This is a genomic window from Acidaminobacter sp. QWL-03, assembly GCF_058683855.1.
The window spans coordinates 2,884,782-2,909,803 of the sequence record NZ_CM178752.1; the positions used below are offsets into that span (position 1 = coordinate 2,884,782).

Genomic DNA, 25,022 nt, shown 5'->3' on the forward strand with positions numbered 1-25,022 from the left:
TGAGGTGTAACTTTCTCAAAAGGGCGTGGCCCTATACCGAAGCGCAGCCCTTAATCACACGCAGCGTGGTTAGGGGCGGAGCAATAGGCGCCAGCCGCGAGGTGCATGTTTGAATCGAAAGTTGTCTGCGTCACCAACTTCGGGTTGGGGTCAGTCACCAAGTTGAAGTGAGTGCCTGTCACCGAGTTTGTTTTGGTGCTAGAGCTTGCGGGATGTATGTCCTCCAAGCCCTGCGATGACAGCGGCTCATAATGATTGCCGCGCTGGTGGTGTCATTTGGCTAACGCATTAAAAAAGGAAATTGGGGCAGCCGCACCAATTTCCTTCCATCAACTCAGTTAAGAGGAAAACAGCGCACGCGCCGTTTTCCTTTCCTTTTTATTTGTTCAACCCTTACAAAAATCCCCTACACCCATTCCCAACTTTTAATCATTAAGTCGCAATGCCTTTCCAGCGTCTCCTCATCCACATGCCCATGATCCTCTACCCCAACGGTCACATACCCCGCTGCCCGGGCCGTTTCCAGCGCGAACAGCGCGTCCTCGAAGACGACGCAGTCCTCCACACCAAGCCCTAACTGCCTTGCCGCTTCGTGATAGATGTCCGGCTTATTCTTGCCCGCCCCGACATCCGAAATTGTCAGGATCACCTCAAAATAGTCGCGGAGCCCAAAGCGCTCAAACAGCACGTCCACATAAACCCGGTCCGTCGTCGTCACCAGCGCAAGCCGCCGCCCATGAGCCCTCAGATACTGCAAATACTCCAGCGCGAAGGGTTTAAACACCACCTGCTCGTTGTAAGCCTGCTTCAACCGCCAGTCGTAATACTCGAACATCTTCTGCTCATCCAGATGCTCGTGATAAAGCTCAGCGACCGCCTCAATCACCTGATCCAGCGTGTACCCCTGCATGGCCTTGTGGACCTCCCGGGGCAGCTCAATCCCGTGGGTCCGCAGATAATCAGGCATCAGGTGCCGCCACATCGTCATCGAGTCAAACAGCGTGCCGTCCATGTCAAAAAGAAACCCTTTGAACTGGCGCGGCAGCGAGGCGAGGGTCAGTTGACTATCAGTAAATTTATTTTTTTGAGGCTCTAAACTCATTTGTTCCATCTCAAAACGCTCCTTAACCTTCAATTCGAAAAGTTGGTTTTAGCCGATGGTCAGCCACCAGCCCCATCAGCCCCTCCAACTCTATGTTCCATCGTCACTTCATTTTAGCATAATTTCCCCACAAGAAAGCACAGAAAAGAATTTGAAATCTTTTCAAAAATAATATAAAATCTCCTGGTAAGATTTCAAAAAGCACCCAATTAGAAGCTTGGGAAAAACCACATATGAAAAGGAGACATAGAAAAATGGCAAGCAAAGGGATCATCTGCACGACAAACAATGTAGAGTATCTGGCATTCAGAAAGGCGCAAATCGGTGGCGCGCGCTCACTTGAGGAGCTGAGGGCGGTCACCGGCGCCTGCGGCGCCTGCGAAGGCTGCAGCGAAAACCTGGATCACATCATGTCCATGCTGTGCGGCTGCAAAAACGTCACATTCCAGGACGTCTTGACCGCGATCTCAAACGGCGCTTTCACAGCGGATCAGGTGGCTGAAGTGACCGGCGCAGGGTCTGACTGCGGCAAGTGCAAGGCACTGGTCGCTAATGTTATTGAGCTTGGCAGATAGTCACAGTTCCGCCAAAATTGCAGCATTATCCTAAGCAGAACCTAGTGTATCGTTCTGTAAATATCAAAACTAACATTTGTTTAACCTGCTGGCAAAAACCAGGCTTAAAATCCAGTTTATTCAGCATACTTAGTTATGGAATATAATACCAGGAGGAGAGTCTCATGTACGTCTTTTCGATAGTCATGATCGTCGCGTCCAATATCCTGTACCACATCGCTCAAAAATCCACGCCGGATAAGATCAATCCTTTCGTGAGTTTAACGGTGACCTACTTGGTTGCAGCAGCACTCTCCGTGGTTGCTCTTCTCTTTTACAAGACAGACAAGGGCATCGTTGAGTCCTTGCAGTCACTCAACTGGACGGCTTTTCTCCTGGGCATTTCGATTCTGGGCCTGGAGTTCGGCTTCCTGGCCGCTTACAGGGCTGGCTGGAATATCAGCGTGGGGAGCCTGGTGGCGAATATTGCCCTGGCCATAGCGCTGATCCCGGTGGGAATCATGATCTACAAGGAAGCCTTTGAGGTCAGCAAGATCTTTGGGGCGGTGCTGTGCATTGTGGGACTGATATTGATTAACAGATAGCTGAAGAAGTGATATAATTAAGGCATAATTATGATTCGAAAAGAGGTAGAATTATGCCAATGATTTATCCGATCAAAGAGTTGAGAAACACAACTGAAATCTCTGAAATGTGCCATGAGAGTCAGGAACCAATTTACATCACCAAGAATGGTTACGGAGATCTGGTGGTTATGAGTATTGAAGCTTACGAGAAGGTTTTAGCTAAGCTTGAGTTGTATGAAAAGCTCGCTGAAGGTGAAGGGCAGCTGAGAGAACGTGAAAAAATGATTCCTGTGAAAGAAGCGTTCTCAAGGATTCGGAGCAAATATGGGGAAAAGTAGGTACATCTTACGGCTAACACCCATTGCGGAACAGGATATTCAAGAGATCAGTGATTACATTGCATATGAGTTGAAAAATGAAATGGCAGCAATCGATTTTCTTGAAAAGCTCGAGTATCAAATTCTGAGACTGGAAGAGTTTCCGTTATCGTGTGAGATCGTCAATGATAAATTATTACGACTTAAGAAATACAGGAAGCTGCTTGTTAACAATTATATTGTTTTTTACGTTGTGGACGAGCTAAAATTCGAAGTTGATATTGTACGCGTGTTATATTCTATGCGATCGTATAGAGATTTGCTCTAAAAAATGCCCCAGCCTGTATCAATAACCAGGCCGGGGCATTTTCTATATTCAATTTAGTCGTCGTCACGCTCACTGTCATCGTTGTCGTCATCATCGTTGTCGTCATCGTTAATGTGATCATCGTCAGCGTCATCATCGTCATGATCATCGTCCTCATCACGATCATCACTATCATCTAATACAGCATCATCATCATCGTTGGGTTCGTTCCTGTCATCATCATTTAAAACAGATTCGGATTCAACTTTTAAAATTTGGCCAGTGACAGCGTCAATTTCGATTTCGTATTTCAAGTTGCCGGAAAGGATTTCGACATCGTATTCCGGACGGTCATCGTCATCAGCATCAAGTGACAGCTTGATAATGTCGCCGCTGACTCTATTCAGCGCGATGATTCTGGCTCTGTCCGCTGAAATGACATTTTCAGACACTGTGACGTTGACTGAGGCTGAAGCTGAGGAAACGCTGTCTGAACTGCTGGAATCAGAATTTCGGTCGTCGTCGCGGCCGTCATCTTTCCAGTCGTCATCAAGGTTTGAATCGTCATCAGAGTCGTCATCTCGGTCGTCTTCAAGATCAGAATCTTTGTCGTCATTAAAATCGTCATTCAAATCAGAGTTATCGTCCAGATTAAAATCGTCGTCCAGATCAAAGTCGTCACCATCAAAGTCGTCATCATCCAAAACTACGTCAAATAGTGTGGATGGCTTAAGATCAAGCGCTTTCGCGACGGCTACCAGCTCTGAGACTTTCATTTCTGAGAGCTCTTCTCTCGAAAGTCGGTCGTCATCCGCCATCAACGCTTCAATGACAGCCAGCTTGCCGGAGGAAATGCCATCCTTGTTGAGCGCTTCCCGAGCCACATCCAGCCGCTTGTTGACGATCGTCGCCTCAATTTGTTTGTTCTCCAGGAACGCGGCGATCATCTTGTTCACTCGGTCCACCAGCGCCTCATTGGCCTGGTTGTCTTGAACGGTAATCATGACAAGGTTGTCCTGTCCGCCGCTGATGTACCCCGTCAGGATCATGCGGTCCACGAGGTCGTTGACCACGTCTTCAAGATCCCTGTCGCTTGGGCTGTAATCCTTCAGCAGCGCCTCGGCGTCGTCATTCAGCGGATTGATCTCAATGACATCGTCTAGTCGGTTGGTGACGAGCTCGATGCTCGGATTCACATCAAAAGTAAGGGTATTGGCAGGGGCGTTCACAAAGGCAAAGGTGAAGGCGGCAGCGACCAGCAGGCCAGGCACCGCAAGCAGGGCGATCTTTTTACGTATTGTCATTTTAAGTCACTCCTTTTTTAGCAGGTCAGGTGCGTTATATCTGATTAACGCGCCAGGCGTGACTTTTATTGCATGACTTTTAAAAGATTTTTTTAGCCGATGGTCACCAGACCACACCCTCAGTCATCCAGTTCAGTCTCTTCATCTTCGTCATCGCTGTCATCAGAAACATCTGAATCGTCCAAGTCATCATGATCGTCAAGATCTTCGACGTCAAAATCTTCAATGTCGTCTAGATCTTCTGGGTCGTCATCCACATCCAATTCGTCGCTATCTTCTGTGGCATCGTCATCCTCTGAATCATCAGCTGAGTCGACATTTGAATCCTCAGAGTCATCCTGTTCATCCGAATCCTCAGAGTCGTCAGAGTCGTCTTTGTCGTCATTTGACTCGTCGTCGAATTCGTCTCCATCGTCCTCATTGTCCTCGTCATCCTTGTCATCCTCGTCGTCATCATGGTCATCCAACGTCTTGATCCTATCCAGATCCGAACTTTGAATAATTTTATCCAGATCCAGCGTGACCTTTGAGGAGACTTTAATCAGCTGCTCCAGGGTCAATTTGGCGAGGTCCTCCATCTTAAGTTCCGGATCGAGGAGAATCATATTGCGGATCAGGGTCATTTTGCTGACGGAAATCTGGTTCGCCTCTGCATAGTTTGTAAGGGTTTGGGTTGGGTCGAGGGTCTGGGTCAAGACTATCGGCTGAATCTCTAAGCTCTGGAGGTAGGCGTGAATGGCTTGGTCAAGCTCGCTGAGCTGGCGGTCGCGCTTCTCGGGGTCCTCGTTGTAAACGGAAAGGAGAATAGCCGGTTCGCTGCTGCTGACGTAATCCCCAAGGACGAGCCGGTCCAGGAGCTCTGCCGCGACCGCTTCAAGATCTTTGCCCTTGTAGTCGAGGTCTTTGATCAGGGCCTCACTTTCCTCATCCATACCACTGAGGCGGATGACTTGGTCCTTGCGGTTGGTTTCAATTTGCAGGCTCGGATTGACGTCCAGATAAACCATGCTGTCGACCCACCGCGTATTCATCTGCCAGTTGAGGAAGGCGAAGAGGAACACGGCAGCTGCGGAAAAGAGCGCCAGCGCGGGCTTCAGACGGTTTGACCGGTGCACAAATGACTTCTTTTCAGTCTGGCTTGTAATCTCGTCATGGGCACTCATTTTTTCGTAGGGCTGTTGTTTTATTGTCTCGAGAAGATTGATCGGGGCCTGGTCCACAGCCCGTTTCAAGCAACCTTTGAGTTGGTCGTCATTCATGAGTTCAGCCCCCTTTCTTCAAGATAGCTGCGCAGCTTTTTCAGCGCGCGGTTGTATTTGGATAAAGTCGTGGAAAGCCCCAGGCTCATCAGTTCTGCGATCTCTTTATGTTTCATGCCGGTGACGGCATGGAGCAGGACGATTTGTTGTTCCTCCGTATTCAGGATGGTGAGCGCAGCTTCGAGGACCATGCGGTCTTCCGGATCCTCCACGTAAGAAAAACGCAAGTTATTTTCAATGTCAGCGGCGTCCAGAGGCGTGATCCTGCTGGATTTTCTGAGTTTTGAGAGGTGCAGATTTTTTTGGATAGTGAACATCCAGGCCAGGGGCTTGCCCATAGGTTGGTAGAGGTGCGCGGCCGATAGGACTTTGATATAGGCCTCCTGCATTAGGTCCAGTGCCTCGTCATGCTGCCGCGTCAGCGTCAGGGCATAGGTGTACATGGCGCGCTCGGTCTTCTGGTACATCTGATCAAAGGCAGCCATGTCGCCCGAGCCGATTCGCCCAAACAAGCCCTCGTCCAAACTGCCCGAACTGCCTTTGGACTGCGGTTCTATGGAATTGTCGATGACAAAGGTGAACAGGATCATAGACAGGGCTCCTTCTATTTGAGTAACGCGTGAGCGTGGTGTTTTATTGCATGATGGCTGTAAATTCTTTTCTTATTTATACCATTTGGGATGCTAAATGAATCGGTTTTAGGCTCGGGAGGTTGGGTAAAAGGTGAAGGCTGGTGTTTGGACGGGTTGTGGGTTGAAGTGACCATCGGCAGAAAAATTATTTGGAGGCTGGAAAATGAACGCATTCTGGAGCTTGTTTGGACTTTTTAACGTTGTGGTTGTGATTGGATTTTTGGTGCTGACGGTTTACCTTTACTATCTGATGTTCAAGCTGGCCCACCGGGGGATTCGGGCGCTGGACCTGTATATCAGGGAGAAGGAGCGCGGCGGGAATTCAATGTAGGCGAAGACCTGCACAGTTGGCGAAAACAATTTTATGTCAACCTGGTGGCGGCCTTGACCTCAACCCTGATCTCGACATATAATGGTTGAGGTGAGGGGGGATGCCCGCGTGAAGCGCGTATTGACGCTGCTGTTGGTAATTGTCTGGGTTGCGGTGATTTACTGGTTCTCGAGTCAGGCCATGCAGGAGACGACACAGCAGACCTATGAGGTGCTGGTCCGGCTTGGGCTGGCGACGAAAGCGGAATTGATACGGTCGACGGATCCGTCGGTTGTTTTGTTGAAATATTTGGCGCGAAAGGGCGCGCACTTGCTTCTGTTTACGGTGCTGGGCGGGTTTGTGACGGTGGCGTTTTTTACTTTGACGCGCCGCAAAGGGCTGCGGCTGGTGCTGCCGGCCTGGCTGATTGCGAGTTTGCTTGGGGTCGCGGACGAGGTGCACCAGCATTTTGTGCCGGGGCGGACCATGCAGGTATCTGACATGGCGCTGGACGCGGTTGGGGCGCTGCTGGGTGTGCTGGTTGCGTGGATGGCGATCTCGGTGATGCTGGCGGTCGGGCGGTTTATCAGGAAAGATCGAAAGAAATTGAAAGAGTTCCGTCGAGGGTAATGGCGCTGTGGAGATGGCGGCGTGACCATCGGCGGAATTTTTTTGGGAGGAGGCGGGAGTTAGGGAGACCCTTCCGCATTTAAGAGCTTTTCCGATGGTCATAAAAGGGCATTTTCTTCCTGAAGTGAAAAAGGTGTCAAAACACTTTCTTGCAGAATGCGGAAAATATTTTTTTGGCACATTTTGTGTCAAAATCAAAATTGTTTAGAAATAGATACAACATCTTGAAGTGGGTATTCTCAAACCCCTGAAAGCGGGTTTACATAAGGCTTTCGGCCGAAAAATACACCTTGACAAGGTTGTTTTATCTCATTATTCTGAAAGTAGATTACTGTGTGTTTTTTCAAAAAGCTGTAGAGGAGGATCGTTGATACGAAAAAGGCAAACCAGCTGAAAGGCTGGGACGCAAAACCATGGAGCCTAAGACCTTATTATTTGGGTTATGGCAGTCCAGTTGCCGTGTCAAGTAATCATAGATAAATAACCTACTTGACAGGGGGAAATACCATGAAACGCAATTCAAAATCATGGGCACAATCCCTTATTTTTGTGCTCATAATCACGCTCGCGGTCCCGTTTGGGATGATGGGATTTGCGGAAGATACAACAACTTATTCAGGTAATGGAACCTTCGGAACTTACACACTGGATACTTCAGTAATAGGTAAAACGTCAATCAACGTGGCGTTGATTGAGGGTTTAAGATTTGACGGTATAGATGTCTCTATTAATGGCGGAGCTGAGAGTACTTTCAATGCCACAGCGTTTGAGATCGATGCCAGCTCTGTAGAAACACTGAATGTGGTTGTTAGGGTTCGCTATGCTGCGTTTGAAGTGGTTGATTATAAGATCGACACCCAGCAAGGCAATAATTCGAACACGAAGCCAGGCAACCATTCTTTTACTTTGACAGATGGATTTACAAGTATCTCAATAGATAGAAATAACCATCTCGTCACGCCGACCGTGAACTATATGTTAGGCAGCACTGAAAAAATGGAACTTAACACCAAATACATTGGCTTGGTTAACATGATGGAGACGGTCGGTATCCAAGCTGCAGATCGCATAAACTACTTGCTAAACAAGTACCAGAATTATGACACTAATCTCCATGCGGCAATCCGTGCACTGGCTTTGGGAAACTCTTTGGACAATAATCACTACTTTTTAGAAGCAATTGATAATGGTGAAGGATATCTTCCTTTAGGTGAAAACGCGAGGCTTGGGCTCCTAATGACTGCCGGTAGTGGAAATGCAAGTATCAAGGATTTTGAAAGTATGATTTTCAGTCTACCTATCAATGGGGGACAGTCTCTGGTGACGGAGGTAAAGGACTGGGTGGATAAATCCGATAGTTTTAGTTTCGATGTGAAAACGGTAGTAACTGAGGTTGACCCAGTTGACCCAGTCGACCCAGTTGACCCAGTTGACCCAGTTGACCCAGTTGACCCAGTCGACCCAGTTGACCCAGTTGACCCAGTTGACCCAGTCGATCCAGTCGACCCAGTTGACCCAGTCGATCCAGTTGACCCAGTCGATCCAGTCGACCCAGTTGACCCAGTTGACCCAGTCGACCCAGTTGACCCAGTCGACCCAGTCGACCCAGTTGACCCAGTCGACCCAGTCGACCCAGTCGACCCAGTCGACCCAGTCGATCCAGTCGATCCAGTCGACCCAGTCGACCCAGTCGATCCAGTCGACCCAGTCGATCCAGTCGACCCAGTCGATCCAGTCGACCCAGTCGACCCAGTCGACCCAGTCGATCCAGTCGACCCAGTCGACCCAGTCGACCCAGTCGACCCAGTCGACCCAGTCGATCCAGTCGACCCAGTCGATCCAGTCGATCCAGTCGTGGAATCACCTAATGACAACAACTCAAATAATGACAATGAAACAGAACAAAAAGATAAACCAAAACAAAATGATAAACCAAAACAAAATGATGAAATAACCGAGTCGGTCGTAGTCGTTGTTGAGGCTCCGACTCCAATGGGATCATCAGCTTCGGTCGAAACGCCTGTCAATGTTCCGGTTGAGACTGAAGAATTGGAGGACCTTGAGGAAGTTACTGAACCAGAAACGCCTCGTGGAAATCCTGCTTTGGATAAACTCCCAAAAACAGGTGAAATTCCGCCATATGCCTATTACGCTGCCGGTACACTTTTGCTGGGCCTGGGAGTTGGGCTGAGAAAAAAGTTCTAAACGTTATGAAACGAACTGATTCTACAGTATTATGAAGCACACACAGCAAGGCGTCTCTGTTGATGGAGGCGCTTTTTTTTGTGCTGAATGGCGAAGTCAAAGACCGTTAAAGAAATAATTATGATCCAAAGTTTTCAGAATTCATGCTATATTATACAGAATACATAATACAAGACATTTGGATTCAAGAACTATTGATTCTGAAGGCTGGAGGTAGTTATAGATGGGACTGCATGTCATAGATGAGGCAAAACGCTGCTTAAAGTGCAAGAATCCGAGGTGCGTCAAGGGGTGTCCGGTGGGAACGGCAATTCCGGAGATGATTGGGATGCTGCTGGAGGGTCGGATTGGCGATGCCGGCAAGATGCTGTTCGATAATAATCCGTTGTCACTGGTGTGTTCACTGGTCTGCCCCCATGAAGCTCAGTGCGAAGGGCACTGTGTGCTTGCGCCCAAGGGGACTCCGGTTCACATCAGCAGTATAGAGAATTACATCTCCAATTATAGTTTGGATATGCTGCCTTTGGCTGCGGGGGTGGGGGACTGTGGGACCATCGGCATAGTGGGCTCTGGGCCGGCGGGGATCACGCTGGCGTTCATCATGGCGCTAAAAGGGTATAAGGTCACCATTTTTGACATGAACGACAAGATTGGGGGCATTCTGCACTATGGGATTCCTGAGTTCAGGCTGCCCAAGGAGATCATCGCGCGGCTGGAGCGGAAGCTGATCGAGCTGGGAGTGGTGGTGCGGCCGAACGTGCTGATTGGGCCGGTGCTGACGGTGGACGACCTGTTTCGGGACGGGTACGACGCGCTGTTCATTGGGACGGGGGTCTGGAATCCGCGGAAGCTGGGCATCAAGGGCGAGACTCTGGGGCATGTGCACTTTGGGATCGATTATCTGAGGAATCCGGGCGCCTACAGGCTTGGGGACCGGGTCGTCGTGATTGGGGCCGGCAATGTGGCCATGGATGTGGCGCGTACCATTTTGAGGCATGGTGTGCGGGATGTGACGATTATGGCGCGGTCGGGGCGGGAACGACTATCGGCGAGGAAACATGAAATTGACTACGCGGAGATCGATGGGGTCAAGTTCGAGTACTACAAGTCGCCGGTTGAGATTAACGCGGGTGGCGTGGTTTATAACGAGACAGCCCTGACGCCTGATGGGATCGTTTTAGTTGAGGGGCACCGCGGGCTGCTTGAGGCAAGTGCTGTGATCATTGCGGTGAGCCAAGGGCCGAAGTCGAATATTGTCAATTACACGGAGGGGATTCGGATTGATCACCGTGGGCTGATAGTGACGGATGAGGAAGGACGGACGACACGGCCGGGGGTTTTCGCATCCGGGGATGTGGTAACCGGGGCCCGCACGGTGGTTGAGGCGGTGAAATACACAAAGCAGGTGGCGGAGATGATGGATGCCTATGTTCAGGGGGCGAGGCGTGGCGCAGAAACTGAGGCTGAGGTATAGGCGCGCTGAAAGGTGAGTGCTGTGGTTGGTTGCGGGCTGCTGCAGTGGTTGAGAACCGTTATCGCAAGCTCTGACACCAAAACGGAGTTGGGGACGCGGACTGTAATATTTCTTTGGGGATACAATGAAACTGGGGATAGTTATAAAATTTCCATTAAAATACCATTAAACGTCTCGATTCAGGTTTATAACTCACAAATATGGGCATACTGGAAATGTGTGGCTGCGACAAGTCGCCCCATTCGAGTTCTATTCATGTCCTAGTCATAAACAGGAGGTCGCTGGATGTTTGACATTTTTGTTGTGTTAGTCGCCTGGGGGGTAATTGGGAGCACTTTTGGTGCCGCATGCAAATCAATGGCACTTCGCAGTGGCCGAGGCTTTGAGGCTGAAAGATGGTTCTGGATTGGCTTCTTTTTCGGCCTCAACGCGCTGCTTATTTTATGGATCTTGGGCTGGAATCAGCCCATCTCAAGCGGCGGCAGCGACCAGCCATCAGCAAAACAACTCAGTACCTCCAGCTTCCCGTATGATCAGTTCCGTCTATAGGGGGATCGTCAGATGAAGAAAAATTTGAAAAAAGCCATCCGGTTCCTGATGGTGTTTACTGCCGTCGAGGCAGGCACGTATCTGTTCTTGTCACGCAGAACTATGGACAGCTTCAATTTTGAATTCTTTTTCTTCGTTTGGGCGTTTCTGGCCTTGATAACGCCGCTGGTGCTGTTCTTTGGGGTTGAGAGCCGCGGCAATCTTCTTGCCATGGGGCGGGTTTATGATCATAACAACGTCAACACTATGGATCAGATGGCGCCTAAGTCGGCTCTTTCGCAGTCGGCACCGCTTTTAGTGCTTCTGGGTGCTTACGCCGCGCCGTTTGTGGTGAATCTGGTGCTTTACATTATCATCATGTCGTGAATTTACTGGAGGTGAGGTTGGTGGTTGAATGACCATCGGCAGCATCTCTGTTTTCTTTTTTTGTGCCCCTGGACGTCTGCAGAACGCCCATAGCCATTGGTGTCCAGTCCCTCAAATGTTATACTGTAAAAAAGGTTTACTGGAGGTCAACATGGAGCTGCGCGTGCTGGGGCCGGGTGAGACCGGCGACTATATCAAGTTTGTGAAGCAGCTGAATAAAATGGACCCGCTGAGAAGGGACATCATGAGCACGACCCTGGAGACGATCCTGTCCGGCAAGGGCGTCATGGCGAAGTCGGCGTTTCTTGAACCGGTGCTGGTCGTGGATGGGGGGAGGCCTGTGGCAGCTTGCGTTTTTGCCCAGGTGGACCGCATGGCCGAAGTCCTTCAGCTGGCGTGCTTTGAGGCGCTGGAGGGCCAAGAAGAGGCTGTCGCTCTGCTGGTGGCCCGCGGGCGAACACTTGCCCGGGAACGGGGCGCGGAACAGCTCTTGGTTGGGCTTAACTTTCACGTGAACTACGGTCTTGGGATTCTGGCGGATCACTTTGATGAGGTGCCGACTTTTGGCAGCGCCTATCACCCGGCTTACATAAAAGATTATTTTGAGGGGATCGCTACTGAGACAGTCTCCATGCTGACTTATGAGGTGAATCTTGAATCCTTTGAGGTGCCGGTGTCAGACCGCCTGATGCGCAGGATTTCAAAGGGTTATAAGGTTGAGCCTGCGGATTTCAGGCATCTGGAACGAACCGCGCGGATTTATACGGAAATCAATAATACGGCTTTTGGGGCGCATCGGTTTTATTACCAGCGGCGCATTGATGAGGATTTGGAGCTGTTCAGGGAGTTCAAGGCTTTTCTGAAGCCTGAGAATCTTCTGTTTTTGTATTTTGGGGAAGAGCCGGTGGGCTTTATGCTCTGGTATCCTGACTTTAATCAGCTGATGAGGCCGGGAGAGACTATTGGTCTCAAAACCTGGTTGAGGTGGAAGCTTTGGCCGGGGCGGATCAACACCATGAAGATCGTGGAGCTGGGCGTGATCCCGGAGCACCAGAGCCGGGGCGGCGTGGTCCGGCTCTTCGAGGCGTGTCGGGAGCGGGTTCGCGGCCGGTTCAAGCGGTGCGAGGCGGGCTGGATCCTGAGCGAAAACACGGCCTCCCGGGGCTTCGGCGAGCGCTGGGCAGACCGGGAGGGGCATCATTACAAGGTGTTTCTGATTGAGGTGGAGGTGGACAGTGAGGGCGGTGGGCTATGACAGGACCGGGAAAATCAAAGACCCCCAGAGCGGAAGCTGCAGCCAACCTCCCATTGATTGAGTTCCAATGCTTTGAGCGGGCATCAGAGCTGCCGGCTGCATGGGACGCCTGCCTGGCCGTCTGGCGCGCTAGTACACCCGGTGGCGGGGCGATTTATCTGGAAAAGGCATTTCTTGAGTTTCTGGAGGCTGTCAATCCCTGCGGCCAGCGCTACTGGTTTGCGGAAGACGCTGGGGTTTTGTTTGTGACTTATGCATTGAAGCTTAATCTGTTGAACTTTGCCAGGTTTGGGCGTTTGGCTGTTCCGGCGACCATAGTAGGCGTGCCACTGTCCGTGGCGGCGCCGGGTTTCGCGACTCGGGAGTCTGAGGGACGGTTGATTATGGCGCGTTGGATCCGGCGTCATTTGAAGGGTTTGACGGTGATCCTGAATGTGCCTGAAGGCGAAGGTTTTGAGCTGCCTGAGGGGCTGACCCTCTCCAGTTATGTGCTGCCGCTGAAATATAAGGATTTTGATGCTTATGTCTCTGCGCTGAGAAGCCCTTACCGGCGCCAGGTCAAACGGGCCCTTGAGGCTTTCGATGGGGTGGAGACTGTTGGTTTGGGTTTGGTGACAGGCACCGGACTTGGGTTGGTGACTGACACCAACTTCAACTCAGTGCCTGTCACCAACTTCAACTCGGTGACTGACACCGACTTGAATCCGGTGCCAGAGCTGAACGTTGTTAATCAGTCTCAATCGCAGTCGCTGCAAGCCTTTGAGCCGGAGCTCTATCCGCTCTATGTGGACGTCTTCAACCATTCCAAAGACCAGCTTGAAAAGCTGGTACCTCTCTATTTTGAACAGTTTCCGGGACGCACGTTTAAATTCACATACAACAACCGTCCCCTGGCTTTCGTTCAAATCCTGGATGAGCCTATGCCTGCGGGCATCCTCAGACACTTTGTCCTGGGCGGCTTTGACCGGTCTCAGCTCCAGAAATTTGATCTTTACCGCAATCTCCTTCTCCAGCTCATCCGAGAAGCTATTGATGATGGCTGCACGGCCATAAACCTTGGCCAGACCGCCGCGGAGAGCAAGTCGAAGACCGGAGCGGAGGAGCAGCTGAAGTACCTCTACGTCGCCCACTCCAATCCGGCCTTGCATAAGCTGCTGGGAACCTTAGTTAAACATTTTTCGTATCAGCGTTACTGGACGAAGCATCACGTTTTTAAGTGAGGCGGGCTTCATACCAGGTTTGGGGGTGTCACATGCGAATCCTACTCATAAAGTGCCATGGCAGGTCGCTGATGACGCGCCTCAGGCCCATCGTCACAGAGCCGCTGGAGCTGGAGATGATCGCGGCGGTGCTGAGCGGCTTCTCCGAAAGCGGTCTGACCTGCAGAATTTACGATCCCTGGCTCGAGGGCGGCAGCGCGAAGCGGATAATCGAAAGGGAATCCCCGGACGTCCTGATCCTCAGCGGCTATGTGACGGCGGTTGATGAGATCATTGATTTGGCAAACTATGCAAAAGCACGGAAAGAAAACTTGGCCGTCTGGGTCGGCGGTGTTCACGCAGAAGGGTGCCCGGAGGACTTTTATGTACCTGCCGTTGACGCCGTGTTTTACGCGAATGCCCTATGGGGACTGACTTCCCTTCTGAAGGCGCGTTTTGAGCAGGGGGCGGATTTCCCTTCTCTCTGCGAAACGACGCCGGGACTGGCCTTTAAGAACCTCCGTGGAGAGTGGGGGAGGACGGAACCATCGGCAGATGGAAAGGCTTTTGAGATGCCGAAGCCGGACCGCAGGTATTTCGAGGCGCACAAGCACAAGATCCGATACGTGGCGCAGCGGGAAGTCGCGCTGATAAAGACGGCGCAGTCTTGTCCGCACCAGTGCGAGTTTTGCTATTGCCGGCTGCTGAACGGTGGCGAGTACCAGGAGCGTCCCATGGAAGACGTCATTCAAGAGCTTCGCGGCATCAACGCCGACACCCTCTGGATCGTGGACGACTGCTTTCTGACGACAGCCGACCGGGCGAAAGTCTGGATCGAGGCGCTGGAAGGCTTGGCGGCGGAGGGCATCAGGAAGAAATTCATCGCCTACGCCAGGGCAGACGCAGTGGTGCGGCTCAAGCGCTACCTGCACAGGCTGAGGGCTCTGGGATTCGAGGAGTGGATCGTAGGCCTGGAGGCAGTGGAAGATTCACAGCTGAGGCAGCTGGGAAAGGGCCTTGAAGCTGAAGATAACGCCGGAGCTGTGGAGATAATCCGGGCCGCTGGGGCTAAATTGACGGCGCTCTTTTTGGTGTCACCGGATGACAGCGCTGAGGATTTCCGACGACTCGCGGCATGGATAAAAACCCATGGGGTGCGGCGCTACACGGTGTCGATCCTGACGCCGCTGAAGGGGACGACAGTTTACAATCAGTACGCGGAGCGTATGAAGGATTCGCGGCTGGCGCGGCCAGTCCGGTTTGATTTTCTGCATTTGGTCATGCTGCCGACCCGCATGCCGGTCTGGCTGTTTTATCTGAGGTTTTGGCGGTTGTCTTTGGGTGCACGGTTGAAGTGAGGAAATCTGCAATGTCTGAAATATGAAACTTGGTGTCTGACACCGAGTTTCTGACACCGAGTTTCCCGTTTGGAGGTGGCGTTCATGAGTGTGGTTTGGGATTTTTGGTCGAAGTTTTATGAGCGCCTGTGGGTTCAAAAGGTGTCGTTGGGTCCGACCCGTCGGGCGGTGGCGGCGAAGCTGGCGGGTCGGCTGAGTCCGGAGTCGAGAGTGCTGGATGTGGGGTGCGGCATTGGCGAGCTGCTTGGCGAGCTGGCGCTGGAAGCTGGAGAGGCCCAAAAGACAAGTGCTGCTGCCGATGGTCGTGAGGCCACCATCGGCCAATTCACTGGTATTGATGCCTCACCGGGCATGATCGCGAAGGCGCGGCGCCGGCACCCCGAGCTGACCTTCGAGGTCCGGGACGCGTCGGCGCTACGGGGGCTGGTGTTAAGCGGCCACGAGCGCGAAAAGTTCGATGTGGTCCTGTGCACCCATTCGCTGCCCTACTACGCGGATCCGGATCAGGTGCTGGCGGACATGGCGGCGATCATGGCGCCCGACGGCGTGCTTGTACTGGCGCAGGCGTCGGCGAACTCTTTGTACGACGCGGCGGCGCTGTCCCTGGTGAAGCTGACGACCGGGACGGCGAGCTACTATAGTGTGGATGCCCTGAAGCGGATGGCGGCGGGGCTTTTTGTCGTGGAGTCGGTGGAGAAGGTGAAGACGGCGTGGTTCATGCCGTCAATCATCTTGATGGTGCTGCGTTTGAAGGGTGGGGCAGCGGTGGAATTGGGAAATATTCCGGGAAATGCTCTGGCACCAAATCAACTTTGGGGACGCGGACAAAAACAAAACCGGGGACGCGGACAGGATCTGAACCAGGGACGCGGACGGAATAGTCATCCCCCCACACCGCTCAAAATCCTGCTGCTGCGGGTGATGCCGGATCCGGAAACCATTGGCCTCCAGCACGTTATGGTCTGTGAACCCCTGGAGCTGGAATACCTGGCCTCAAACCTGGGCGCGGACGACCACGAAACCTTAATCATAGACATGATCCTGGAGCGCCGCCCGCTGGAAGCCTTCCTGGACGAGTTCCAGCCGGAGGTCGTCCTCATGAGCGGCTACATTACCCACGTGGGCACCTTAAAGGATACCGCCAGAGCCATCAAAGCCTGGAACCCCGAGATACTAATTGGTGTTGGCGGCGTCCATGCGGAGGTTGTGCCGGAGGACTTCCAGACAGAGCGAAGTGAGACACCTGTCTTCGACCGCGTCTTCACAAAAAAGAAGAAACTGTGTGTCAGACACCCAGTTTCATCCTTAGATACCGTTCAGGAAGCGCGAGTCTGGCTGGGCGCGGCGCAGGAAACCGTGGCAAGCCAAGGGCTCCTGCCTCCGGACCGCAGCAGCACCGCCCGTTACCGGGACAGATACTACTACATGTTCCATAATCCCTGCGCCCTCATCAAAACCTCCTACGGCTGCCCCTACGACTGCAGCTTCTGCTTCTGTCGGGAGATCACCGGCGGGGTCTACAGCGAGCGTCCCATCTACGACGTGATTGAGGAACTGAAAACCATCCCGGAGGAAGAGGTCTACATTGTGGACGACGACTTCCTGGTGTCAGCGCAGCGGGTTCAAACCTTCTGCGACGCTCTGGACGCCGCCAGCCTCAACAAAAAATTCCTGATCTATGGCCGGGCGGATTTCGTCGCCCGCCATGAGCACATTATAGAGCGCTTCAAAAAATCCGGCCTGAGGGCCGTGATCATAGGCCTCGAATCCGTGCGGGCCCAGGATCTGACCACCTACAGCAAGCGCACCAGCCTCGAGGAAAACGAAAAAGCCGCTGCCATCCTGAGGCGCCACGGCATCGAGCTCTACGGCACGCTGATCCTGGGCATGGACTTCGACAAAGAGGACTTCAACACCCTGAACCGCTGGCTGAAAGCCAACCGCGTCCACTTTGTCAACCTCCAGCCCCTGACGCCCCTGCCGGGCACCGGGATCTTCGACGATTACAAGGAGCGGCTCATGATCCCACGGGAGGACTACCCTAAATGGGATCTGGCCCACTTGGTTCTAAAGCCAGAAAAACTCAGCGTCCGCGGCTTCTATTGGGAGATGCTGAAGCTCTATCATAAGCGTGTGGCCAGTCCCGCCCATGTGGTCGAGCTGATCCGGCGCTATGGTCTGAGGCCGGTGCTGAGGCTGTCCGCAGGCTCGGCGCGGGTGAGCCTTCAATATCTGAAGAAAATTCGTCAGGGCTAGAGAGTTGTAACGTTTGGCAGATCAGACGCTTAGCAGGCCTGACTGAGAATGAGCCCGAAAGGAGCATAGCCCACATGAAGAAGTGGATGGCGGATGGGGGACCATCGGCAGAATCACTGGAATCACTGGAATCACCGGAGTCACGGAAGCCGCTGCAATCACCGGAATCACCGAAAAAGAAGAAGGTTCTGCTGATCCAGTCGTCACCCTACGCGGGCAGCGGGCAACAAAAAAAGCCCATCAAGAAGGGCCGGCTCTACTTCGTGGGCCTGGGGCTGCCGCTGCTGGCGGCGCTGACGCCGCCCGACTGGGAGGTGGAGATCATCCTGGAGACGATCGAGGAGATCCCCTGGGACACGGACGCAGCGCTGGTCGGGATTGGCAGCATGGGCCACGCGGTGGTGCGGACGCTGGACATTGCGCGGGAATTCCGGGTCCGGGGCAAGACCGTGGTCCTGGGCGGCTACATGGTGAGCTTGATGCCAGAGGAGGCCGGCAGGCACGCGGACGCGGTGGTGGTGGGGGACGCGGAGGACGTGTGGCCCCAGGTCATCCGGGATTTTGAGGCGGGCGAGCTGAAGCCGCTTTACAGGGCGGCGGATCCGGGGGCCAGTTCAAAGACAGTTTTAGCCGATGGTCCCTCCACCGCCCCCCACGCCAATCCGGAGAAGGCGGGGGAAACGGGACCAACACCGCCCGACAACCTCTACCACACGCCGCTCCCGAGGTTCGACCTGATCGTGAATAAGCGCATTGGCGACTTCCTGCCGGTCCAGGCCGGACGGGGCTGCCCCAACACCTGCAGTTTCTGTTCAGTCTACTGCCTATACCGGGGGCGCTACCTCAAGCGGCCGCTGGAGGAGGTGCTCCGGGACGTGGCCCAGGTGCGGGAGCTTGGTTTTAAGAAGTTCCTGCTGCTGGACGACAACATAGGCGCGGACCGCAGGTATCTGCTGGCGCTGTGCGAGGGGCTCAGGCCCCTCGGGATGCAGTGGCTGTCTCAGTGCGACATTTCCGTGGGGCGGGATCCGGCGCTGCTGGCGGCCATGGCCGGGGCGGGGTGCATTGCCCTGAGCTTTGGGCTGGAAAGCCTCTCAGAGCTGAGCCTTCAGGGCATGGACAAGGCTTGGGCGGTGCCGGCGGATTATCCGGCGCTGCTGGCGGCGGTGCGCCGGGCGGGGATCGACCTGTCCACGGAGATGGTGGTGGGCGGCGAGGGCGACACCCTGGAGTCCATCCGGGCGACGGCGCGGTTCATTGAGGAGAACCGGATTGTGGTACCGCGGTTCTACATTTTGACGCCGATCCCAGGTACGGATTATTTTGAGGCCATGCAGCGCGAGGGCCGGATTGTGAACCCGGATATTTATGCCTATAACGGCAGCGAGGCCGTGCATCAGCCCCGGCACATGAGCCCGGAGGCGCTGACGGCGGCGTACTGGTCGCTGTATGAAGAGGTGTTTTCCCTCCGGAGCATCGTGCGGCGCTCCCTGCTGCGGCGGGAGGTGCTGGGGTCGCCGGGGGCGCTTGGCCGGGCGCTGTTTTATCTGGGTGTGAATCTGTATTACCGCCGGCAAATCCGTCAGCGGATTACGCCGAATATTATTTGATTTTCTGCCGATGGTCCCTTAAACCACCATCGGCAGAAGCACTGGGTTTTGTATTTGATTAAATAAGCCGATGAGGGAGGGACTGTGATGCGCGTTTTACTTGTGAGGCCGGCTCGGACACCGCAGTCCGTGACCCTGGGGGAGATCATGTTTTCTGAGCCCCTGGGCCTGGAGATGGTCGCGGCGGCGCTGAAAGCGTCCTATGAGATCGAGATTATGGATTTGATGGCTGTGGAAGCGGCTGGGAAAAAGGGCGCGGCGGACCGGGCGCTGGCGCAGAAGCTGGAAGGGTTTAAGCCTCATGTGGTGGGGCTGACCTCGTTATGTGTGGATGTGCCGGCCGTGCTGCGTCTGGCGGCGATGGTCAAGGCCTGGGCGCCCGAGACCGCGGTAGTCGTGGGCGGGACCCAGGCGTTTCTGAATCCGGAGGCGTTTTCGGTCCCTGAGGTGGATGCAGTTTTTCAGATTTCAACCCAGGAGCGGCTGAAGGGGCTGTTTGGAGAGATTGAGAAGGCGTTAGGCGAAGGAGATGGATTTGGAGACAGAGATAGAGATGGAGATGGAAGGTGTAAATTTACACTAAGCTCTGGCACTGAATTTAAGTTGGTGACAGGCACTAACTCCAACTTGGTGACAGGCACCAGACTTGAAACGGTGTCAGACACTGACTCCAAGTTGGGGACTGTCACCGACCTCCAAATTCCCACCAACCCCCGCACCAACGAATACTGGCTGCCCGACCGGACCGCCACCCAACCCTGGCGACACCAATACGCCTACTTTGGCTTCCGCCCCTGCGCCATTATGCAAACCTCCCAGGGCTGCTCCGCCCACTGTGATTTCTGCCTCAGATGGCGCATGGAAGGCCCCTGTGAGCGGGACTTCCCCATGGACTTTGTCATGGCAGACCTGAAGGCCATTGAAGAGCCCTCAGTCATGATCTTCGACAACGATTTTCTGAATAGTGGCGAGCGGCTGCATGAATTCTGCAAAGCCCTCGATAAAGAAGCAATAACCAAAGACTTCATTTGCTACGCCAGCGTCCACAGCATTCTTGAAAATCCGCAGGCCATTCTCAACTTCCGGGATCACGGCCTGAAAGCCGTCCTCGTCGGTTACGAGTCCTTCAGCGACGCGGAACTTGCGGCCTACAAAAAGCCCTCCCGCGCCCAGGACGCTGTCAATGCCGCCCAGTGGCTCAAAGAAGCCGGCATTGACGTCTGGGCCTCCTTCATGCTCCATCCGGACTGGACCCCCGCGGACTTCAAGGCCCTACGCGGACACATCAAAAGGCTGGCCCCCGAGATCGCGACTTTCTCACCGCTCACGCCGTTCCCGGGACTCCCCCTTTACAAGCACTATCAAAAAGAGGGCCGCCTCCTGTTCGAAAAAGAGGATTACAGCGCCTGGAGCTTTGGCCAGGTCATCGTCCGCCCGGTGAATATGTCCCTGCGGGCCTACTACTTCGAAGTCCTGAAAACTATCCTCTACCTCAATTTCATCTCCAACCACATGCGCTACATCACGAAAAAATTTGGCGCAGCCACTCTCCTCAGAATGTCGAAGGGCGCCGTTAAAGTCTTCTTCCGCTATGTAGGCCTGATGCTTGGGGCGGGAAAGCGAATATAGCCAGAATCGCAGAATGAGTGACGAAAATGACCATCGGCAGGGTTTTTTAGGCTTTAAAAGCCCTAAGACATTTGCCGATGGTCATTCAACTCCAACCCCCGCCCCAAGCGAGGCGTAGCCAGTGGACGCGTTGATAATCATTCTCGCAAGCTCTGTCCCCGTTTTGAAACCCGTCCGCGTCACTCACTTGAAACCCGTCCGCGTCCCCAAACCCAAACACGTCCGCGCGGCCTGTTGCCTATTGTCCCCACCCTTCAAACTTGCCATGTTCCCCATTTTCCTGTAAACTATTTGTACTGAGAAACGGTCTCAAATAGAACTTGAATTGCCCCCAAATCCACCTGCACAAGGAGTGATCGGTTGAGTGATTGAAAACGTCGAGAAGCGGTGGGCCATCCACCACAAAGTCATCTCTGAAGACACCAAATACAAGGTCATAGCTCTGTACGCGCTGGCGGTTCTGCTGCTCGGCTTTTTCTTCAACTCCCCCCTCGAGATCGCCGGAGGCATGTGGCAGATCCTGACCTCCTCGAGCATCTTGCTGACGGACTACATGGAGATCGCCAACATTGGCAGCGCCTTCTTCAACAGCGGCCTGATGATGCTCATCGCCATCCTGCTGGCCAGGAAGGCCCGCGCCCACATGAACGGCTACATCATTGCGGCGGTGTTTATCATCGGCGGATTTTCCATGTTTGGGAAGAATCTGTATAATGTCATCAGCATCGTCCTCGGCGTCTACTTATACGCCAGGATCCAGAAGGAAAAATTCGGGAAATTTATCCTGATCGCCCTATTCGGTACAGCCCTTGGGCCCATGGTCAGCCAAATCACCTTCGGCTTCGAGCTGCCGCTGTGGACGGGGGTCATCATAGGCAACGCGGCGGGCGTGCTCACGGGGATCATCCTGCCGCCCCTGGCCTCGAGCTTCGTCAAATTCCACCAAGGCTACAACCTATACAATATTGGATTCACCGCGGGCATCATAGGCACCATTTTCATGTCCTTGTTCAGGTCCTTTGGCCTTGAGACCCCGGATATTTATGAGGTCTCCCAAGGGAACAACCTGGTTTTCGCCATCATTATGACGGCTTTTTTCGGCTCCATGCTTCTGGTGGGCTACACCATGAACGACAAGAGCTTCAAGCACCTCAGAGAACTCATGCGCCAGCCCGGGCGCCTGGTTTCCGACTTCGTCACCACTGAGGGCTTCGGCGTCACCCTGATTAATATGGGTCTCCTCGGGTTTGTCGGTGTCGGCTACGTCTTTCTGGTCAAAGGGGAGCTCAGTGGGCCGACCATCGGCGGAATCATCACCATGATGGGATTTGGAGCCTTCGGTAAGCACCCGCGAAACGCGATTCCGGTCATGATCGGGGTCCTGCTCGCCACCCAGCTCAAGGTGTGGGACGGCAGCTCCACCGGGGCCATCATGGCGGCGCTGTTCGGAACGACTCTGGCGCCCATCTCGGGGCAGTTTGGGTGGAAGGCGGGGATTCTCGCCGGATTCCTGCATATGTCCATTGTCATGAATGTGGGGTATCTCCACGGCGGGCTAAATCTCTACAACAATGGTTTGTCCGGGGGCATTGTCGCGGCGACGCTGGTGCCAATTCTGGACGCGTTTAGGGAGGAAGATAGCTTTGAGTAAGGAACAGGCGAAAGTCATCAGAATCATGAGCGAGCTGGTGCGCGTGTTTTTCAAGCTGGGCATCACGGACATCCGGGTGGAGGTCACGAACAACGCCCTCGAATCCACGGTGGCGCTGACGGGAGATGTCAAGCTGATCCCGATTGCGAAGATCGTGCACCTCAAGGAAGCGATCCACGGCGCGCGGCAGCTGGAGTTGGAGGAGTACTGGAACCTGGCGGGGAGCAATCGGCACTCCGAGCTGGATTTGGTCGGTGCCCTGGTGGATGAGGCTGAGGTCGAGCACGTCGGGGACACTTTGCGTGTGAAGGTGACTCGGAAGGCGTAGTAGGGCTGGTAGAATGTGAAATGACCATCGGCAGGATCTTGAGGCTTTTAAAGCCCCAAAACCATGCCGATGGTCATTCTTTTTTCTCCACTCGGAAGCGTCTTATTGATAATTGTTATCGTAAGCTCTGGCACCGTTTTGAAACCTGTCCGCGTCCCCAAAATGGTTTTTGTCCGCGTCACTCACATGATTTAGCGCGCATCTCATAAATCAGCATTTCCACGGTTTCGCCGGTCAGGGTGGTATCCTCGAATGTGCCCACCAGGGTGAAGCCGGCGCGATTCAGCACTTTGACGGAGGCGGCATTTTCCGGGTGGACGGCCGCTTCAACAGCACTGAGGCCGATGGTCCCAAAACCATACGCCAGAACCGCGTTCACAGCTTCGCTCATCAGTCCCAGACCTTGGCGCGCGACACTGAGCTCATAGCCAAGCTCGGCTTTGTCGTCGGTGGGCACAAAGTTCCACAGGCAGATCGTCCCGATCAAATGGTCATAATTGAGCTCTTGGTCCTTTAAGACCTCTTGGCCCTCGTGACCTTCATGGCTTTTATCCTCTTTTGAAGTCGCCTCCGTAATCGCCCAATACAGCCAGTGGTTATCCCGGATCCCCTTGTCAATTTTTTCGATAAAGCGCAGGGCATCCTCGAGCTCAGTCGTGGGCAGTCGGTCGATGTAGCGATTGATGACGGGGTCAGTACGAAGTTCGAACAGCGCGGGCGCGTCCTCAGTTGACATGGGACGGAGGACCAGCCGCTCGGTCTTCAGAATGGGAAAGTTAGAGAAATCAAGGGTTAGCAATGCAGCGATGCCTCCTTGTGGATTGGCGATTTGAGTTTCGGCGTGCTGAGTTACTTCTTTCCGCTGAAGCTGGCGCTGGCCAAAATGTTGATGTCATGGGTGAAGGTCAGCTTGTTGCGGCGGCGCTTCTTGCGCAGGCCCAGCTCCACCAGGTCGTCCAGAAGCTCAGGGAATGGCTTGCCGGTGGCTTCCCAAAGGTAGAAGCTCAGCGAGCCCGGAATGGTGTTGAACTCGTTGACATAAATCTGCTTGCATTTGAAAGTTTCCGGGGTGCTGTTTGGATCCTCAGGCTCCAGGATGAAGTCGATCCGGGTGACGCCGGAGCAGTCCAGGGTTGCGAAGGCTCTGCGGGCGTAGTCCTCGATGGTCTCCCTGACTTCGGTTGGCAGCTCGGCAGGGATGCGGCGCTTGGCGCTCTGCATGCCGGCGTTCGAAGCGCCTGTGCTATTACTGTTGCCGGTTGCGGCGCTGGATTTGGAGCCGGAACCATCGGCAGAAGCTCCGCCTGCGTACTTGTCCTGGTAGGTCAGGAATTCGCTGGCGGTGATAGGCTCCTCGCAGACGGACAGTTTCAGCCCTTCCGCGTCGCCAAGGACACTGATGTTGATCTCTTTAAGGCCCTTGATATACCGCTCGACCAGGACGCGCTCGGAATAGCGGCGCACAGTGGAAACCGCCTGCTCAAATTCGTCGCGGTCGTGGGCAATAGAAACGCCAACGCTGCTGCCAATATCCGCCGGTTTGACGACGACGGGATAGCCAAAGCGCTGCTCGCTCTCTTTGATGTAGTCCTCATCCTTGGCAAACCAGGTCTCCGTGTGGAACCAGAAATAGTCCACGACAGGGATGCCGGCTGCGCTGAGGACCTGTTTGGTGGCGATTTTGTCCATGGTCAGGGCTGCGCTGAGGACGCTGCAGCCGGTGTAAGGCAGCTGAAGCTGCTCCAGCATGCCCTGGAGGGTACCGTCTTCGCCGTAGGAGCCGTGAAGGATGGGGAAGGCGAGGTCGATTTCCGAGATGACGTTATTTTTGAACTTGGACAGCGGCGACTTCAGGAGGGCGACCCGGCCGTTCTGACGGATGGGCGTGACCTTCTGGGCGCCCTGCATGGCGCTGCTGAGGTTCTTGTAAGTCTCGATCTGGTCCAGGGCGCCGCCGGTGTACCAGTCTCCCTCTTTGGAGATGTAAATAGGGATGACGTTATATTTGCCTGAGGACTTCAGGTGTTGAATGGCCTGCAGTGCGGTGATGATTGAGATTTCATGCTCAACCGAACGGCTGCCGAAGAGGACGCCGACTTGGATCATAGGGAGCACTTCCTTCCGTGTATAATAGGTGCCC

At 53.8% G+C, this 25,022-nt stretch carries 24 protein-coding genes and 1 riboswitch; of the genes, 18 read left to right on the plus strand and 6 right to left on the minus strand.

The features are described from left to right. Positions 1–406: 406 nt before the first annotated feature. A complete protein-coding gene (locus tag AC4PHM_RS13445; protein WP_492018268.1) occupies positions 407–1,111 on the minus strand; it encodes an HAD family hydrolase in 705 nt (234 codons plus the stop codon). A gap of 245 nt (positions 1,112–1,356) precedes the next feature. Between AC4PHM_RS13445 and AC4PHM_RS13450 the strand changes: the two genes are divergently transcribed. The 4 genes from AC4PHM_RS13450 (at position 1,357) to AC4PHM_RS13465 (ending at position 2,888) form a co-directional block, all read left to right on the plus strand. Beyond that, a complete protein-coding gene (locus AC4PHM_RS13450) occupies positions 1,357–1,677 on the plus strand; it encodes a (2Fe-2S)-binding protein (RefSeq protein WP_492018269.1) in 321 nt (106 codons plus the stop codon). A 164-nt stretch (positions 1,678–1,841) separates the two neighbouring features. Beyond that, positions 1,842–2,261: an EamA family transporter gene (locus tag AC4PHM_RS13455; protein ID WP_492018270.1), complete on the plus strand. Its 420-nt coding sequence runs from the start codon at positions 1,842–1,844 to the stop codon at positions 2,259–2,261. 53 nt (positions 2,262–2,314) lie between these two features. Beyond that, complete coding sequence (locus AC4PHM_RS13460) at positions 2,315–2,581, plus strand: type II toxin-antitoxin system prevent-host-death family antitoxin (protein ID WP_492018271.1); 267 nt, start codon at positions 2,315–2,317, stop codon at positions 2,579–2,581. Next, a complete protein-coding gene (locus AC4PHM_RS13465; protein WP_492018272.1) occupies positions 2,568–2,888 on the plus strand; it encodes a type II toxin-antitoxin system RelE/ParE family toxin in 321 nt (106 codons plus the stop codon). The genes AC4PHM_RS13460 and AC4PHM_RS13465 overlap by 14 nt, the downstream gene beginning before the upstream one ends. A 53-nt stretch (positions 2,889–2,941) precedes the next feature. On the opposite strand, the gene AC4PHM_RS13470 is transcribed toward AC4PHM_RS13465, so the two are convergent. From AC4PHM_RS13470 to AC4PHM_RS13480, 3 genes are all read right to left on the minus strand, one after another. Beyond that, on the minus strand, positions 2,942–4,171 hold the full coding sequence (locus AC4PHM_RS13470) for a PepSY domain-containing protein (protein ID WP_492018273.1): 1,230 nt from the start codon (positions 4,169–4,171) through the stop codon (positions 2,942–2,944). A 119-nt stretch (positions 4,172–4,290) separates the two neighbouring features. Further along, the gene (locus AC4PHM_RS13475; protein WP_492018274.1) at positions 4,291–5,430 is read right to left on the minus strand and encodes an anti-sigma-I factor RsgI family protein; all 1,140 of its coding nucleotides are present in this window, start codon (positions 5,428–5,430) and stop codon (positions 4,291–4,293) included. Further along, a complete protein-coding gene (locus AC4PHM_RS13480) occupies positions 5,427–6,020 on the minus strand; it encodes an RNA polymerase sigma factor (protein WP_492018275.1) in 594 nt (197 codons plus the stop codon). Before AC4PHM_RS13480 ends, AC4PHM_RS13475 begins: the two co-directional genes overlap by 4 nt. A 205-nt stretch (positions 6,021–6,225) precedes the next feature. Between AC4PHM_RS13480 and AC4PHM_RS13485 the strand changes: the two genes are divergently transcribed. The 14 genes from AC4PHM_RS13485 to AC4PHM_RS13550 all read left to right on the plus strand — a co-directional run bounded on the left by AC4PHM_RS13485 (position 6,226) and on the right by AC4PHM_RS13550 (position 22,882). After that, positions 6,226–6,393 carry a hypothetical protein gene (locus AC4PHM_RS13485; RefSeq protein WP_492018276.1) on the plus strand — a complete coding sequence of 56 codons (168 nt, stop codon included), beginning with the start codon at positions 6,226–6,228 and terminating at the stop codon, positions 6,391–6,393. 81 nt (positions 6,394–6,474) lie between these two features. After that, positions 6,475–7,002, plus strand: coding sequence for a VanZ family protein (locus AC4PHM_RS13490; protein WP_492018277.1), 528 nt, complete (start codon positions 6,475–6,477; stop codon positions 7,000–7,002). Positions 7,003–7,372: 370 nt separating this feature from the next. After that, positions 7,373–7,464, plus strand: a riboswitch (cyclic di-GMP riboswitch). A 45-nt stretch (positions 7,465–7,509) separates the two neighbouring features. Continuing rightward, positions 7,510–9,207, plus strand: coding sequence for an LPXTG cell wall anchor domain-containing protein (locus tag AC4PHM_RS13495; protein ID WP_492018278.1), 1,698 nt, complete (start codon positions 7,510–7,512; stop codon positions 9,205–9,207). A gap of 223 nt (positions 9,208–9,430) precedes the next feature. After that, positions 9,431–10,681, plus strand: coding sequence for an NAD(P)-dependent oxidoreductase (locus tag AC4PHM_RS13500; RefSeq protein WP_492018279.1), 1,251 nt, complete (start codon positions 9,431–9,433; stop codon positions 10,679–10,681). 285 nt (positions 10,682–10,966) lie between these two features. Further along, positions 10,967–11,230, plus strand: a complete 264-nt coding sequence (locus tag AC4PHM_RS13505; protein WP_492018280.1) for a hypothetical protein — start codon at positions 10,967–10,969, stop codon at positions 11,228–11,230. Positions 11,231–11,242: 12 nt separating this feature from the next. Continuing rightward, positions 11,243–11,596 carry a hypothetical protein gene (locus AC4PHM_RS13510; protein WP_492018281.1) on the plus strand — a complete coding sequence of 118 codons (354 nt, stop codon included), beginning with the start codon at positions 11,243–11,245 and terminating at the stop codon, positions 11,594–11,596. Between the two features lie 151 nt (positions 11,597–11,747). After that, positions 11,748–12,851: a GNAT family N-acetyltransferase gene (locus tag AC4PHM_RS13515; RefSeq protein WP_492018282.1), complete on the plus strand. Its 1,104-nt coding sequence runs from the start codon at positions 11,748–11,750 to the stop codon at positions 12,849–12,851. Then, a complete protein-coding gene (locus AC4PHM_RS13520; protein ID WP_492018283.1) occupies positions 12,848–14,071 on the plus strand; it encodes a hypothetical protein in 1,224 nt (407 codons plus the stop codon). The genes AC4PHM_RS13515 and AC4PHM_RS13520 overlap by 4 nt, the downstream gene beginning before the upstream one ends. Before the next feature lie 32 nt (positions 14,072–14,103). Then, positions 14,104–15,408: a B12-binding domain-containing radical SAM protein gene (locus tag AC4PHM_RS13525; protein ID WP_492018284.1), complete on the plus strand. Its 1,305-nt coding sequence runs from the start codon at positions 14,104–14,106 to the stop codon at positions 15,406–15,408. Between the two features lie 84 nt (positions 15,409–15,492). After that, entirely contained in the window at positions 15,493–17,664 is a 2,172-nt protein-coding gene (locus AC4PHM_RS13530; protein WP_492018285.1) for a methyltransferase, read from the plus strand. A gap of 74 nt (positions 17,665–17,738) precedes the next feature. After that, a complete protein-coding gene (locus AC4PHM_RS13535) occupies positions 17,739–19,274 on the plus strand; it encodes a B12-binding domain-containing radical SAM protein (protein WP_492018286.1) in 1,536 nt (511 codons plus the stop codon). Between the two features lie 87 nt (positions 19,275–19,361). Further along, on the plus strand, positions 19,362–20,903 hold the full coding sequence (locus AC4PHM_RS13540) for a B12-binding domain-containing radical SAM protein (protein ID WP_492018287.1): 1,542 nt from the start codon (positions 19,362–19,364) through the stop codon (positions 20,901–20,903). Positions 20,904–21,267: 364 nt separating this feature from the next. Next, positions 21,268–22,554, plus strand: a complete 1,287-nt coding sequence (locus tag AC4PHM_RS13545) for a DUF1576 domain-containing protein (protein ID WP_492018288.1) — start codon at positions 21,268–21,270, stop codon at positions 22,552–22,554. Further along, positions 22,547–22,882 carry a hypothetical protein gene (locus AC4PHM_RS13550; protein ID WP_492018289.1) on the plus strand — a complete coding sequence of 112 codons (336 nt, stop codon included), beginning with the start codon at positions 22,547–22,549 and terminating at the stop codon, positions 22,880–22,882. The genes AC4PHM_RS13545 and AC4PHM_RS13550 overlap by 8 nt, the downstream gene beginning before the upstream one ends. A 178-nt stretch (positions 22,883–23,060) precedes the next feature. On the opposite strand, the gene AC4PHM_RS13555 is transcribed toward AC4PHM_RS13550, so the two are convergent. Both AC4PHM_RS13555 and AC4PHM_RS13560 read right to left on the minus strand, forming a co-directional pair. Beyond that, positions 23,061–23,681 carry a GNAT family N-acetyltransferase gene (locus tag AC4PHM_RS13555; RefSeq protein ID WP_492018290.1) on the minus strand — a complete coding sequence of 207 codons (621 nt, stop codon included), beginning with the start codon at positions 23,679–23,681 and terminating at the stop codon, positions 23,061–23,063. Between the two features lie 50 nt (positions 23,682–23,731). Continuing rightward, on the minus strand, positions 23,732–24,988 hold the full coding sequence (locus AC4PHM_RS13560; RefSeq protein WP_492018291.1) for a D-alanine--D-alanine ligase family protein: 1,257 nt from the start codon (positions 24,986–24,988) through the stop codon (positions 23,732–23,734). Between the last annotated feature and the right edge of the window lie 34 nt (positions 24,989–25,022).

Coding starts and splice junctions, on each gene's coding strand:
- AC4PHM_RS13485 (WP_492018276.1), top strand. CDS start 6,226: ATGAACGCATTCTGGAGCTTGTTTGGACTTTTTAACGTTGTGGTTGTG.
- AC4PHM_RS13535 (WP_492018286.1), top strand. CDS start 17,739: ATGAAGAAGTGGATGGCGGATGGGGGACCATCGGCAGAATCACTGGAA.
- AC4PHM_RS13520 (WP_492018283.1), top strand. CDS start 12,848: ATGACAGGACCGGGAAAATCAAAGACCCCCAGAGCGGAAGCTGCAGCC.
- AC4PHM_RS13445 (WP_492018268.1), bottom strand. CDS start 1,111: ATGGAACAAATGAGTTTAGAGCCTCAAAAAAATAAATTTACTGATAGT.
- AC4PHM_RS13560 (WP_492018291.1), bottom strand. CDS start 24,988: ATGATCCAAGTCGGCGTCCTCTTCGGCAGCCGTTCGGTTGAGCATGAA.
- AC4PHM_RS13470 (WP_492018273.1), bottom strand. CDS start 4,171: ATGACAATACGTAAAAAGATCGCCCTGCTTGCGGTGCCTGGCCTGCTG.
- AC4PHM_RS13490 (WP_492018277.1), top strand. CDS start 6,475: ATGGTTGAGGTGAGGGGGGATGCCCGCGTGAAGCGCGTATTGACGCTG.
- AC4PHM_RS13540 (WP_492018287.1), top strand. CDS start 19,362: ATGCGCGTTTTACTTGTGAGGCCGGCTCGGACACCGCAGTCCGTGACC.
- AC4PHM_RS13460 (WP_492018271.1), top strand. CDS start 2,315: ATGCCAATGATTTATCCGATCAAAGAGTTGAGAAACACAACTGAAATC.
- AC4PHM_RS13505 (WP_492018280.1), top strand. CDS start 10,967: ATGTTTGACATTTTTGTTGTGTTAGTCGCCTGGGGGGTAATTGGGAGC.
- AC4PHM_RS13465 (WP_492018272.1), top strand. CDS start 2,568: ATGGGGAAAAGTAGGTACATCTTACGGCTAACACCCATTGCGGAACAG.
- AC4PHM_RS13495 (WP_492018278.1), top strand. CDS start 7,510: ATGAAACGCAATTCAAAATCATGGGCACAATCCCTTATTTTTGTGCTC.
- AC4PHM_RS13500 (WP_492018279.1), top strand. CDS start 9,431: ATGGGACTGCATGTCATAGATGAGGCAAAACGCTGCTTAAAGTGCAAG.
- AC4PHM_RS13450 (WP_492018269.1), top strand. CDS start 1,357: ATGGCAAGCAAAGGGATCATCTGCACGACAAACAATGTAGAGTATCTG.
- AC4PHM_RS13515 (WP_492018282.1), top strand. CDS start 11,748: ATGGAGCTGCGCGTGCTGGGGCCGGGTGAGACCGGCGACTATATCAAG.
- AC4PHM_RS13455 (WP_492018270.1), top strand. CDS start 1,842: ATGTACGTCTTTTCGATAGTCATGATCGTCGCGTCCAATATCCTGTAC.
- AC4PHM_RS13525 (WP_492018284.1), top strand. CDS start 14,104: ATGCGAATCCTACTCATAAAGTGCCATGGCAGGTCGCTGATGACGCGC.
- AC4PHM_RS13480 (WP_492018275.1), bottom strand. CDS start 6,020: ATGATCCTGTTCACCTTTGTCATCGACAATTCCATAGAACCGCAGTCC.
- AC4PHM_RS13510 (WP_492018281.1), top strand. CDS start 11,243: ATGAAGAAAAATTTGAAAAAAGCCATCCGGTTCCTGATGGTGTTTACT.
- AC4PHM_RS13475 (WP_492018274.1), bottom strand. CDS start 5,430: ATGAATGACGACCAACTCAAAGGTTGCTTGAAACGGGCTGTGGACCAG.
- AC4PHM_RS13530 (WP_492018285.1), top strand. CDS start 15,493: ATGAGTGTGGTTTGGGATTTTTGGTCGAAGTTTTATGAGCGCCTGTGG.